The sequence below is a fragment of the Clostridium fungisolvens genome, assembly GCF_014193895.1.
Classification (GTDB): domain Bacteria; phylum Bacillota; class Clostridia; order Clostridiales; family Clostridiaceae; genus Clostridium_AR; species Clostridium_AR fungisolvens.
Map to the genome: position 1 here is coordinate 3,761,633 of NZ_BLZR01000001.1, position 12,879 is coordinate 3,774,511.

11 protein-coding genes are annotated in these 12,879 nt (G+C 31.0%); 4 read left to right on the forward strand and 7 right to left on the reverse strand.

All coding sequences use genetic code 11. The features are described from left to right. Positions 1 to 565 precede the first annotated feature (565 nt). Positions 566 to 2,023 carry an aminoacyl-histidine dipeptidase gene (locus bsdtw1_RS16545; protein WP_183278663.1) on the reverse strand — a complete coding sequence of 486 codons (1,458 nt, stop codon included), beginning with the start codon at positions 2,021 to 2,023 and terminating at the stop codon, positions 566 to 568. 500 nt (positions 2,024 to 2,523) lie between these two features. On the opposite strand from bsdtw1_RS16545, the gene pyk reads away from it, so the two are divergent. Then, a complete protein-coding gene (gene pyk, locus bsdtw1_RS16550; RefSeq protein WP_183278664.1) occupies positions 2,524 to 3,942 on the forward strand; it encodes a pyruvate kinase in 1,419 nt (472 codons plus the stop codon). A gap of 39 nt (positions 3,943 to 3,981) precedes the next feature. On the opposite strand, the gene bsdtw1_RS16555 is transcribed toward pyk, so the two are convergent. Together bsdtw1_RS16555 and rpsA are read right to left on the reverse strand one after the other, a co-directional pair. Continuing rightward, on the reverse strand, positions 3,982 to 4,494 hold the full coding sequence (locus bsdtw1_RS16555) for a tetratricopeptide repeat protein (protein ID WP_183278665.1): 513 nt from the start codon (positions 4,492 to 4,494) through the stop codon (positions 3,982 to 3,984). Positions 4,495 to 4,512: 18 nt separating this feature from the next. Beyond that, positions 4,513 to 5,673 (reverse strand): 30S ribosomal protein S1, encoded by a 1,161-nt coding sequence (gene rpsA / locus bsdtw1_RS16560; RefSeq protein WP_183278666.1) that lies wholly within the window; start codon positions 5,671 to 5,673, stop codon positions 4,513 to 4,515. A 758-nt stretch (positions 5,674 to 6,431) separates the two neighbouring features. Here rpsA and bsdtw1_RS16565 point away from each other — a divergent pair. From bsdtw1_RS16565 to bsdtw1_RS16575, 3 genes are read left to right on the forward strand one after another with little or no spacing between them, the layout of a single operon-like run. Next, positions 6,432 to 7,061 (forward strand): hypothetical protein, encoded by a 630-nt coding sequence (locus tag bsdtw1_RS16565; RefSeq protein ID WP_183278667.1) that lies wholly within the window; start codon positions 6,432 to 6,434, stop codon positions 7,059 to 7,061. A gap of 14 nt (positions 7,062 to 7,075) precedes the next feature. Beyond that, positions 7,076 to 7,726 (forward strand): PspA/IM30 family protein, encoded by a 651-nt coding sequence (locus bsdtw1_RS16570; RefSeq protein ID WP_183278668.1) that lies wholly within the window; start codon positions 7,076 to 7,078, stop codon positions 7,724 to 7,726. Positions 7,727 to 7,751: 25 nt separating this feature from the next. Next, positions 7,752 to 8,411, forward strand: a complete 660-nt coding sequence (locus tag bsdtw1_RS16575) for a DUF1292 domain-containing protein (protein WP_183278669.1) — start codon at positions 7,752 to 7,754, stop codon at positions 8,409 to 8,411. A 52-nt stretch (positions 8,412 to 8,463) separates the two neighbouring features. Here the strand turns inward: bsdtw1_RS16575 and bsdtw1_RS16580 are convergent, their stop codons facing one another. The 4 genes from bsdtw1_RS16580 to yaaA all read right to left on the reverse strand — a co-directional run bounded on the left by bsdtw1_RS16580 (position 8,464) and on the right by yaaA (position 12,512). Next, a complete protein-coding gene (locus bsdtw1_RS16580; protein WP_183278670.1) occupies positions 8,464 to 8,661 on the reverse strand; it encodes a heavy-metal-associated domain-containing protein in 198 nt (65 codons plus the stop codon). Between the two features lie 91 nt (positions 8,662 to 8,752). After that, positions 8,753 to 11,191 carry a heavy metal translocating P-type ATPase gene (locus tag bsdtw1_RS16585; RefSeq protein ID WP_183278671.1) on the reverse strand — a complete coding sequence of 813 codons (2,439 nt, stop codon included), beginning with the start codon at positions 11,189 to 11,191 and terminating at the stop codon, positions 8,753 to 8,755. A 10-nt stretch (positions 11,192 to 11,201) separates the two neighbouring features. Next, positions 11,202 to 11,471, reverse strand: a complete 270-nt coding sequence (locus bsdtw1_RS16590) for a metal-sensing transcriptional repressor (protein ID WP_183278672.1) — start codon at positions 11,469 to 11,471, stop codon at positions 11,202 to 11,204. A gap of 279 nt (positions 11,472 to 11,750) precedes the next feature. Beyond that, entirely contained in the window at positions 11,751 to 12,512 is a 762-nt protein-coding gene (gene yaaA, locus bsdtw1_RS16595; protein WP_183278673.1) for a peroxide stress protein YaaA, read from the reverse strand. Positions 12,513 to 12,879: the final 367 nt, after the last annotated feature.

Below are 12,879 nucleotides of genomic sequence, written 5' to 3' on the forward strand. Positions count from 1 at the left end.
TCTCATACTTAATTATCCCCTAAGTCTCTTTTTCCAATGTTAACCTTTTCATTCATATATGCAAATTTGTTTGTCACCACTTTGTAACTACCTTTACATTATAGTAAACTTTTGTATGGTAGGTCAAGGAATTTAATAAAATATTTATGAAATATTCATAAACATTTTTATTTTTACTAATAAAACTTTACATTACCATCTTATTTATAAATTCCCACTAGTATTTTTATTAATTTAGCAATAGCCACTAAATTTCGAGTCATGTGGCAACTGCTACTTTTAATTTTCTATTGTTTATCTCACTCTCAATGTTAAATATCTCTTGATAAGAGATAAAATATTACTTAATTCTAAATTATCATCAATCAGAAAATAAGGCTATGTTTAGGAATATTGTTGAAATTAAAATCATATTAATTCTTTGCGTAAGCTCATTAAGGCGTCGGATGATTAACCAATTAATTTCAACACAGTACTTTAACAGCATCAAAAATAAATGACCACTAAGAATTTTTATTTTCTTTCATGGCCATCTATCTTTCTTATATTAAATTTTCTTGTATTTTTACTTTATTTCCTTTAATACATTAAGTAAATAATCCCATATATTTTTTACAGAAGTTATACTCATATGCTCGTTTGGAGTATGAACATCGTATAGATTAGGACCAAAAGAAATCATATCTATATCTGATCCTAACCTTTCAGTAAACAAACCACATTCTAATCCAGCATGAATTGCTAGTATTTCTGGCTCTTTTCCTGTCATTGTCTTATATACTTCTTGACATATAGTTCTTATCTTAGACTCTGGATTGTATTGCCATTCTGGATAATCAGCAGATGTTTCAAACTCTGCTCCTATAAGCTCTGCAATGTTTTTAGTTCTTGTAATTATTTCGTCTTTTAACGATCCAACTGAACTTCTTGTAGCACTATCATACTCTACTGTAGCATCAGATGTAGTAACGACCCCTAAATTTGTAGAACTTTGAACAAGTCCTGGAATATCCATGCTCATTGTATCTATTCCATTTGGTAAAAGATATAATAGTTCTACAGCTTTCTTTGTAGTATTCTTAGTGAACACTTTTTCTACTGCTGTATCAACCAATTCAAATTCTATCTTAACATCTGGGTCTGCTGCTTTTAACTCATTGCTTAATATTTGGTTCCAAGTGTCGATCTTCTCTTTGATAACTTCCAATTTATCGCTTGGGAATACAATTAGAGAATCATGCTCTCTAGGTATTGCATTATTTTTTGAACCACCATTAGTAGCTACTAAGTTAAAATCAACTTCTTCAAGAATACTCTTAAGTACTCTTCCCATTATCTTATTGGAATTTCCTCTTTCCTTATTTATTTCCATTCCTGAATGTCCGCCTTTAAGACCTCTTACTCTCACTTCAGCCTTTGAAACGCCATTCTTTACAGCTTCCCATTCTATGTTCAAAACTGCTTTATTTCTTATTCCGCCAGCACAGCTTACAAGTAAGAATCCTTCTTCTTCAGAATCTAAGTTTAAAAGTATCTTACCGCTTATATGTTCAGGACTTAGGTTCATAGCTCCTCCCATTCCAGCTTCTTCATCTGAAGTTATAAGAACTTCAAGTGGTGGATGAACTATCTCTTTTGAGCTTAATATTGCTAAAGCATACGCTACAGCAATTCCATTATCTGCTCCTAGTGTTGTACCTGTGGCAAATACATTATCCCCCTCTATTCTTAGCTTAAGAGGATCTTTTTCAAAATCATGCTCAGTTCCCTTATTTTTTTCACAAACCATATCCATATGGCCTTGAATTATAACTATTGGAGCATTTTCATAGCCTTTTGTCCCTGGCTTCTTTATTATTACATTCAAGCTAGAATCCTGGACAACATCTAATCCATGACTCTTAGCAAAATTAACTAAATAATCACTTATCTCTTTTTCATTTCCAGAGCCTCTAGGAATCTGAGAAATTTCTTCAAAATAATTAAAAACATCTTTTGGTTCTAAATGTGATAAAACTCCCATATTTATTACATCTTCCTTTCAATATTTAAATTGTATGGTAAAATAATACTATAACCACTTTAAAAGTGTTTTATCTATATTTATAATATAGCATATTAATCCTTTAAATACATATTCTTTAACCTCTAAGCAATTTTAACTTTTAGAATTTTCTCATTTTATAATTATCATTTTTTATCAATATTGCTCTCTATTATAATATATCTTTAAAATTATAGTTGAAATTAAAGTATTTTATCAAATTATGTACTTACCTATTAATGTCACTAAAATACGCTCTAGATATACATATTAATTTTAATAAGTTATTCAAAGATGACCTAATTTAAATTGTTCATACTGGGAATATTATAGATGTACTCCGTTATAATTAGGCTTACATTTTCAAATTCTCTTCTAGAGTTTTGACATAGGAACTCTTTAAACCAGAAGAGTCATGAACGCGGTATTGTAATTAAACAAGTACATCTTTATATAAAATAAATTTGTGAGGTGTTTATATGCAGAAAACAAAAATGATTTTTACAATTGGTCCTGCAAGTGATAATGAAGACATATTAAAAAAATTTATTGAAATCGGGATGAGTGCGGCAAGATTAAACTTTTCTCACGGAACCCATGAAGATCATAAAATTAAAATAGATCTAATTAAGAAATTAAGAGATGAACTTAATTCCCCTACTGCTATCTTAATGGATATAAAAGGCCCTAAAATAAGAACTCATAACTTTGTTAATAACGAGGCTACACTTAAAGAAGGTAACAAATTTATATTTAGCTGTGGTGGAGAAATCCTTGGAGATGAAACAAAATGTTCTATTTCATATGATGTTCTTTATGAAGATATAAAACCAGGTGGAACTATCCTTGTGGATGATGGATTATTAGAATTCAGGGTAGATAAAGTAGAGGGAAAAGATATTATATGCACAGTAGTAGTTGGTGGAACTATGAAAAACCATAAAGGAGTAAATGTACCTAATGTAAACATAAAACTTCCGGGCATAACTGACAAAGACAAAGAAGATTTAAAATTTGGTTGCGAGATGGGTGTTGATTTTGTTGCAGCTTCGTTTGTAAGAAAGGCTTCTGATGTATCAGAAATACGTTCTCTTCTTGACGAACATGGTGGTACAGACATTAAGATAATATCTAAAATTGAAAGCCAGGAAGGTGTTAATAACATAGATTCTATAATTGAGGTTTCTGATGGAATTATGGTAGCTAGAGGTGACATGGGAGTAGAAATCCCCATAGAAAAAGTACCTATAATACAAAAATCTATTATCAGAAAATGTAATGAAGCTGGAAAGATAGTTATTACCGCTACACAAATGCTTGATTCAATGATTAGAAATTCCAGACCTACAAGAGCTGAAGCATGTGATATATGCAATGCAATATTTGATGGCACAGATGCAATAATGCTTAGTGGAGAAAGTGCCTCTGGTAATTATCCAATTGAAGCTGCTAGCACAATGTCTAGAATAGCTAAAGAAACTGAAGCAAATTTAGATTATGGTCATCTTATGAGAAGACTTAAGGAGCCAAGTCTTTCTGCTTTTGGTGATGCAATAAGCTACTCTGCAGCTAAAACAGCACTTAAATTCCCTACAAAGGCTATTGTTGCTGCTACTCAAAGTGGCGCTACTGCAAGATTATTATCTAAATACAGACCAAGCTGTCCAATAGTTGCTATAACCCCTAACGATAATGTAAGAAGACATCTATCTTTAAATTTTGGAGTTATTCCTAGAATTTGTAGAGAGTTTAGCACTACAGATGAAATAATAAATGAGGCTAAAAATGCTGCTGTAGAAGTTGGTATTGCAACTACAGGTGAAAATATAATAGTAGCTGCAGGAATGCCTACAGCTCATACTGGTGGTACAAATATGCTTAAGATAGAGAAGTTATAATTTTCTATGTAGCGAAAAAGACAGTGGTTTTCCACTGTCTTATTTTTGTTCAATCTTATCCTTAAGAAACTTACTATTAGTTTGATATTTAAGCAGTTTTTTGTATATTATTTTAGCTTCATCTATTTGTCCTGTATATTCATAGCTTTGAGCAAGTTTTAAAAATATATCTATATCCTCATTAAGCTTACTTCCATCTATCTGTTTTATTATATTGATAAATTCTTGATAATTTTTATTTTCATATAAACATAAAGCTTTGATTATATGTACTTTTAAATTATCATTGTAATAATAATGATTACATTCTACAATGCACTGATCATAGCTTTCACTAGAATATAATCTAAGTATTTCTTCAAACTTAATTACTTGTTCACTTTTGTTTTTCTTTATTTGGTAAGCTATATACACCATATAAATAATAACAATTAAGAATAATGGTGGTGTAATTAGAGCTAATACAAGAAGTATTAACCCTATTGTAATTTTAACTCTTAAATTGTTTTTTTCAGATTGAAGATAAAATGGCTTTGAGCTTTTATTTTGCATTATTCCTCCGAACTAATTTTAAAGATTCTTAAATAAGTCTCCAAAAAGCTCTCCTAAACTAGCACCTTCTGCGCTATCATTATATTGTAAATATTCCTTTGATTTCTCTGAGGCTTCTTTTATGCTAAGGCTTATTCTGTGATTATTTTCATCTATATCTAATATTTTTACTTTTACCATATCATTGATATTTAATGCATCTGAAGGTTTTGCTATATTTTCTTCTGATATCTCAGCAATATGAACAAGTCCTTCTACACCTGGTTCCAATTCTACAAAAGCACCAAAATTCATGAATTTTACTACTCTTCCTTGTACAACATCATTAACTTTATATCTAGCTCTTATATTAGTCCAAGGGTTAGTAGATACATCCTTAAGCGCAAGAGATATTCTGTTCTTCTTTTGATCTACTTCTTGTATGAATACTTCTACTTCATCCCCTAGTGAAACTACTTCTGAAGGATCACTTATTCTCTTCCATGAAAGATCAGAAACATGTATAAGTCCTTCTATTCCACCTAAATCTACGAAAGCTCCAAACTTTGCAAGTCTAACAACTTTACCATTTACTTTTTGTCCTACACTTAAGGACTTCCATGCTTTTTCTTTTTTCTTTTCTCTTTCCTCTGTTTCAATTACTCTTCTTGAAGCAACAACTTTCTTTTTATCTCCATCAAACTCTATTATAGCAACTTCTACTACGTTATTAGCAAATTGATTAAAGTTATCTCTCCATTCAAAAGCTCCTTGAGAACCTGGAATAAATACTCTTATTCCTTTATATAATGCTACAAAACCACCTTTAACTTGTTCTTTAACCTTAACTTCAATAACCTTTTTGTTTTCAAAAGCTTCTTTTATATCATCCCAAACCTTAATTTCATCTGCTTTCTTCTTTGATAATACTACATTACCTTCTCCGTCATCTGTACTTAATATCATTACATCTATTTCATCATCTACCTTTAACAATTCAGATAGATCAACATCTGCTTCATCAGTAACTTCATTGCGGGAAATTATTCCGTCAGCAAAATAGTTAATATTTACAAAAACCTCATCCTTGGTAACATTTATTATTTTACCTTTTATAATGTCTCCAGAATGAATTCTTTTAAAGTCATAATTATCCATCATTGCTCCCATTGACATTTCTTGTGTTAAATCTTTTTCCATAATACACACTCCTTAGTATTAATGATATTTGTTCATTAATTTATTATGAGATTTATATATTGCATATTAACTACTAAAAATACAATCAGACCACAACTTTTCTTTTCAAGTTACCTAAAAGAAAATGTAGACGATTATAGTTCAAATAATTAATTACTATATTACAGCTCCCTAACTATAATTTTACATAAGTAAAACTTTTTAAACAAGATGTAAACTAGACCAAAATTTACTTTGCCAAAAACTTCAAATATTTTATAATTATTATAGTTCCCTATGGTATAATCTTATTACACTATGTTATATATCTAAATTAATTAGATGTTAATCTTATTAGCTAAAGACTATGAATGTTTTCACGATAAAACTGATTTATTTGTCTTCAACCCCTTAACAACGCACGTCACATATATATATTCTTAAAATTCAATTTCAATCCTTAGGCTAATAAGAATTATTATATATTAGTACAGGCTTATTTTCTATAAACAATAAAAATTTTCTAAGTCATAAAATAGATACATTGAATTATGACAACTTATTTTTAATGTATTTATATATAAACACATAAAGAGTTATTAATTAACTTATTCAATCTATGATATACGAAGAAAATGAAAGATATATTGAGAAATACTTAGAAACAATAGAATAAAAAACACAAAAGGTATCTCATAATACAATAAACGTTATTTTATAAGTTGAAATATAGTTTATAATACCATATAATAAAAACATCGCAAGGCGATTTGTTGGAGGTGTTTATCATAAACCAAAATAAAAAGCGCTTTTTGTTTGGGTTGATCCTCACATTTGTATTTATTTTTTCAAGCTATACCATAGATGGTATAAATGCTTTTGGTGGATTTAGTAATAATCAAACTGTTTACGCAGCTTCAAAAGGTGGAAAATCTTCGAGCTTTAAATCTTCTAGTTCTTTTAGTTCATCTAAATCTTCTAGCAGTTATAAATCAGGATCCTTTTCAAGCGGAAGCAAATCAAGTTCAAGTAGCAGTTCTAGTTCAAGTAGTAGTTCAAGTTCATCGCCTTCGAAAGCAAGCAGTGGTTCTAAGTCATCAACTAGTGGTTACAAATCAGGATCCTTTTCAAACTCAAAGCCTGACTCAAGCAGTAGTTCAAGTTCATCAAGTAGTAGCCCAGGTAGTTCAACTTCCTCTGGATCTCAGTATAATAGCGGATCTAAAAAATCCTATATACCAATACCGATACCTTTCTTTGGAAGAAGCAGTTATTCTGGCTATAACAGACCATTCTTTGGATACAGTTCACCATTTAGTGTGGTTGGCAGTGTATTCAAGATATTATTTACAATAATAATACTACTTATAATTATTCACTTAATAAAAAAATATATGAGAAGAAGATAATAGGAGGAAAAATCATGGGAGTTTTTTCAAGAATATCAAATATGTTTAAAGCAAAGGTAAATGACACATTAGACAATATGGAGGATCCAATACTACTTTTAGATCAAAAGGTAAGGGATATGGAAGAAAACTTAAATAAAGCAAAGCTTTCATCTGCTCAAATATTGGGTAATGTTCATGAAATAGAAAAGAAAATGGTAATAGCTAAAAAGGAATCTGAAGAATATGATGAAAAAGTTAAGTTAGCTCTTGCTAAAGGTAATGAAGATTTAGCTAAGAGAGCTCTTCAAAGAAAACTTGATGCTGATAAAAAATATGATTCATTAAAAACAAGCTATACAGACGCTTCAGCAAAAGCTGAATTGATCAAGAAAAATCTTAGAGCTCTTGAAGATGAAATACAAAAGACTAGGAGTTACAGAGACGAAGCAGCTGCTAGATATAGTAATGCTGAAGCTTCAAAACAAGTAAACGAGATACTTGCAAATGTTCAAACTAAGACAAACACAATATCTGTTGACGACATTGAAAGAAAGATTCAAAGAAAAGAAGCTCTTGCTGAAGGTCTTGGGGATTTGAGACAAGTAGACTCTCTAGAAAATGAATTTGAAGCTTTAGGTACTACAGATTTAGATGCAGAACTTGCAAAATATAAAAATTCTTAATATTAATATTGTATAGGTGAATGAGATGAGCAAGGACTTAGAATTTGTAAAATCAGAAAAAGAGGTATGGGGCAAGGTATATGTTGACATAAGCTATGGCTTAGACAATGTTGCTCCTTTCCTTTCAGAAAAAACCTTAAAAATAAGAAAATATAATGTTAAAAGAGATGTATTAAAAAAATATATAGAACTTTTAAATGCAGCTGAAACTGAAAATAAAACTACTTCTTTTGTAGGTGGACTTTTCAAAGGAAATAAATATGAAGGCTTGCTTACCTCTTTTAAAAATGATCACCTTGAAGATTTTGTACAACTTAAAAATTGTTCAAATTGTGCTTGTTTAAACTGTGTAAAAGAATGTAGTTTTAACAGCTGTAGAGGCTGTAGGCATAATTCTTTCATAAAGAGCTGTGATCATGAAAAGATAAATGTTACCTACCATAAGAACTTTACGTTAGATCTTACTAACAATAATACTGGTAGAAGTACAAAATACAATGTATTAGCAACCCTTCAAGATTGTGAATTAGATAGACAATATATTATAATACAAAATGTCTTTGATAAGGATGATAAATTTATATTATATTACTACCCTGGTATTTCAGAAGATAACTATGGTGAAATATCTGATCCAAACGAATTTGATTTCATAGTAGAAACTTTCGAAAGCGCTGACCTTTAATATAAATGTGTAAAAAACTGCCTAAAATACTAGGCAGTTTTTTTATTCTGTATTAAGCTATTGATACAACATCGTATCCTTCTTCTTCGATAGCATTCTTTAATGCTTCATCAGATACATTTCCTTCAACTACAGCTGATCCCACCTCAACCTTGAAGCTTTCTACACCTTCTAATGCTGATAAAGCATTTTCAACATGCTTTACACAATGCATACATGACATTCCTTCTATTTTTACTTGTTTACTCATGGTACATCTCTCCTTTTATATAAATATATTATTTTTAAAATCTTGCTAGAGAAAAGTATTTACCGCAGCTTCTCTCTAGCAAATTAATTTACTAAACCATTGGCTTAAAGCTCTTAAGCCTTAGTGCATTTAGAAGCACTGAAACAGAACTAAAACTCATTGCAAATGCTGCTAACATAGGATTTAGAAGTGGCCCTCCAAAGGCATATAAAATCCCCATCGCTACCGGTATACCTAAGGTATTGTACCCAAAAGCCCAGAAAAGATTTTGTTTTATATTTCTTATAGTCTTCTTACTTAAATCTATGGCTGTTATAACGTCTAAAATGTCACTTCTCATTAAAACTACATCAGCTGATTCTATAGCTACATCTGTACCAGAACCAATTGCGATACCAACATCTGCAGCAGCTAGTGCAGGTGCGTCATTTATTCCATCGCCAACCATTGCAACCTTTCTGCCCTCACCTTGAATTTCTTTTATCTTGTTTGATTTATCTTCAGGCATTACTTCTGCTACAACTCTATCTATTCCAACTTCTCTCGCAATAGCTTCAGCGGTATTTTTATTATCCCCAGTCAGCATTACTACTTCAATTCCCATCTTATGCAATGCCTTTACGGCATCTTTGCTATTGGACTTAACAGTATCAGCCACAGCAACAATACCAGATATTTGACCGTCTATAGATAAGAACATAGGCGTTTTTCCTTGCTCAGAAAGTACATTTGCATTATCTTCTAATACATTAATATCTATATTTTCATCATTAAATAACTTCTTATTTCCAAGCAATATTGATTTTCCATCAATGGTTACTCTTATACCTTTCCCTGGTATAGCTTTAAAGCTTTCAATTGCCTTAAATTCAAGATTTCTATCTTCTGCCTCTGTTACTATAGCCTCACCTAAAGGATGCTCTGAACCTTTTTCTGCTGAAGCAGCATAGGTTAATAACTGATTTTCTTCTATATTAACTGTTACTATATCAGTAACCTTTGGCTTTCCTTCTGTTATAGTTCCTGTTTTATCAAATACAACGGTATTTATCTTATAACTTGTTTCTAAAGCCTCTCCACTTTTTATAAGCACACCATATTCTGCTCCTTTACCTGTTCCAACCATTATAGCTGTAGGAGTAGCAAGTCCCAATGCACAAGGACATGCAATAACTAAAACCGAGATAAATATAGTAAGCGAGAATATGGTTCCCTGGCCAAGAAGTGCCCATGTAATACTAGCAATTAGCGCTAACCCTATAACTACTGGAACGAAATATCCTGATATTATATCAGCCATTTTAGCTATTGGAGCCTTAGATCCCTGAGCATCTTCAACAAGTTTTATAATTTGAGCTAATGCTGTATCTTTACCAACTTTTGTAGCCTTGTATTTTATCATCCCGTTTTTGTTAATACTTGCACCATATACACTATCCCCTACTGTCTTCTCCACAGGAATACTTTCTCCAGTAAGCATTGATTCATCTATTGAAGTAAGTCCTTCTACTATACTTCCATCCACAGGAAGCTTTTCTCCTGGTTTAACTATAAGTATGTCTCCAACCTCTACCTCATCTATGGAAATGACTTTTTCAACTCCATCCTTCAAAATAGTAGCTGTCTTCGGTGTTAACCCCATTAGTTTCTTTATTGCTTCTGAAGTTTTTCCTTTAGTTATAGCCTCCAGATATTTACCTAATGTTATTAAAGTTAATATTGTACCTGCAGATTCAAAATATAAATCCATAGTATATTCCATATACCCTTGACCTATCTTATATATTGCAAACAATCCATAAATATAGGCTGCAGAAGTACCAACTGCTATAAGCGTATCCATGTTTGGACTAAGTTGTATAAGATTTTTAAATCCCACCTTAAAGAATTTTATTCCTGTTACAATAACTATTGTAGCAAGTATTAACTGAACTATCCCAAAACTAAGTGGATGATGGTGAGGATCTATGAATACAGGTAGTGGCATTCCAAGCATATGTCCCATAGCTATCAATAGTAACGGAACTGTAAAAACTGCTGATATTATAAGCCTTCTTTTCATAGATTGAATTTCTTGTAGCTTCCTATCTCTATGCTCATCTTCCTTTTCATCTTCCACAGCCTTATATCCAGCTTTCTCAACTGCTTTCTTTATATCAGAAAGTCTTATAACATCAGAATCAAAAGCTACTGTCAAAGTTTCTGTTGCTAAGTTAACCTCAGCCTTTTCTACACCAGAAACCTTTTTTACAAATCTCTCTACTCTGCTCACACATGCAGCGCAAGTCATTCCTTCAACTTTAATCTTAGCAGATTTTACTGTAGAAATAGCTTTATATCCTGCTTTATCAACAGCTGCCTCCACATCATTTAGAGATAATTTATCTTCTTCAAAAGAAACCTTTAGTGTTTCTGTAGCCAAATTAACTGCCGCCTCATTAACTCCCTCTAACTTTGCTACTGCCTTCTCAACTCTCCTAACGCAAGCTGCGCAGGTCATACCTTCTATTTTTAAAGTTTTACTTATCATTATTGCCTCCTTATTTATCCATCAATTTATCTAAGATCCCCAAGACCTCATCTATTTTTTCTTCAGCATCATATTCTCTCTTTATTGCAGCTTTAACGCAAAGTGTCATGTGTTGCTTTAAAACTAATTTATTAGCTCTTTTAAGTAGCCCTTGAGCTGCTATCATTTGGTTAGAAATATCTATACAATATCTGTCTTCTTCAATCATTTTTATAATGCCTTCAATTTGTCCTTTGCAGGTTTTTAAAGCTTGAAGAGCTTTTTTCTTTTCTTCGTTCATATTACACCTCCACCCACCCCCTATGGGGGGTGTCTTGATTATATAATATTCCTTCATTTTGCTTTTGTCAATACATCTCTAATATTTTTTCTTAATAAAAAACTTGCATTAAAAATCTATTACAGCAGTAGCTATAAATAATATTATGGCCAAATAGAAGTATTTATACAAAATTATTTAATATTTAAATCTATCAAAATAATGCTTCGCAGAATCACCGAAAGCATTATTTTGAGTATAAGGATTGAAGTAGTATGTCTGTTCAGAGGAATATATACATTATCCCCTTAAAAACACTAGGTTCTTTTCTGAGGACATGTAATCTGCGTATATATAGTCCTCCATCTCAAACTCTTTTAATCCATCCACCGTATCAATTTTATTTTCTATCACATATCTAGCCATAAGTCCTCTTGCCCTCTTTGCATATATAGGTATTATCTTATAAACACCCCTTTTTCTATCTTTAAATGTTATATTAATTACGGGATGCTTAATGTATTCTTTAACTGCTTTATAGTACTCTTCTGAGGCTAAGTTTATCAAAAACTTTTGGGTGTGCTTATCTAAGTCACCATTAATATCCTCTGCTATTTTATCTCCCCAAAAACTATAAAGATTTTTATGCTCATCATGTTTTAACTTTATCCCCATTTCTAATCTATAAGGTTTTATTCCATCCAAAGGCTTAAGTATTCCATATAACCCTGACAGTATTCTTAAGTGTTTATCAGCAAATTCTAATTGATCTACTGACATATCTCCTGCACTCAATCCCCTATATACTTCTCCTTTAAATGCTAGAACTGCATGTTTGTCTATATCACTTATTTCTTTCGTCCATTGCAAATATCTAGTATGATTCATTTCTGCCAGTGATAAATTAATTTTCATAAGTCTGCTAATATCATCTGGAGAATTCTTTTTTAACTCATCTATCAGAATTTTTGAATATTGTAAAAACCTTGGTCTATTTAGTCTTAATTCTTGATTTTTATTACTAAAATCCAGTGTCTTTGCTGGAGAAATTATCATCAGCATATCTTCACCTCATGTACATCTTAATTAGTTATATATATATCTTTCAAATCATTACTATCTTTATAAGTGTCTAATAATTTATTTTACTTATAATTATAACATAAATTAGGTTAAATGATAATAATTATCATAATTTAACAAAGGCTATGTTTAAGAATATTGTTGAAATAAAAAATTCGCTAAAGCGATTTTCTTTAGTGAATTTTTTTGCGCATCTGCCTTTCCGAATGCATATGAGGAAAATTTAGCAGTCTAATAAGTTTTATTCTTTACTGTATAGCTATAAAAAACTTATAAAAGCATTGAAATATCTAGGTTTAGCTAACTTTAAAATTTCATAATTTCCTATACAGTTAAAAAAGCTATC

Excerpts from the sequence above, each read along its gene's own strand:
- bsdtw1_RS16545 (WP_183278663.1), bottom strand. The coding sequence starts at position 2,023 with ATGGGAGTTTTATCACATTTAGAACCAAAAGATGTTTTTAATTATTTT.
- pyk (WP_183278664.1), top strand. The coding sequence starts at position 2,524 with ATGCAGAAAACAAAAATGATTTTTACAATTGGTCCTGCAAGTGATAAT.
- bsdtw1_RS16555 (WP_183278665.1), bottom strand. The coding sequence starts at position 4,494 with ATGCAAAATAAAAGCTCAAAGCCATTTTATCTTCAATCTGAAAAAAAC.
- rpsA (WP_183278666.1), bottom strand. The coding sequence starts at position 5,673 with ATGGAAAAAGATTTAACACAAGAAATGTCAATGGGAGCAATGATGGAT.
- bsdtw1_RS16570 (WP_183278668.1), top strand. The coding sequence starts at position 7,076 with ATGGGAGTTTTTTCAAGAATATCAAATATGTTTAAAGCAAAGGTAAAT.
- bsdtw1_RS16575 (WP_183278669.1), top strand. The coding sequence starts at position 7,752 with ATGAGCAAGGACTTAGAATTTGTAAAATCAGAAAAAGAGGTATGGGGC.
- bsdtw1_RS16580 (WP_183278670.1), bottom strand. The coding sequence starts at position 8,661 with ATGAGTAAACAAGTAAAAATAGAAGGAATGTCATGTATGCATTGTGTA.
- bsdtw1_RS16585 (WP_183278671.1), bottom strand. The coding sequence starts at position 11,191 with ATGATAAGTAAAACTTTAAAAATAGAAGGTATGACCTGCGCAGCTTGC.
- bsdtw1_RS16590 (WP_183278672.1), bottom strand. The coding sequence starts at position 11,471 with ATGAACGAAGAAAAGAAAAAAGCTCTTCAAGCTTTAAAAACCTGCAAA.
- yaaA (WP_183278673.1), bottom strand. The coding sequence starts at position 12,512 with ATGCTGATGATAATTTCTCCAGCAAAGACACTGGATTTTAGTAATAAA.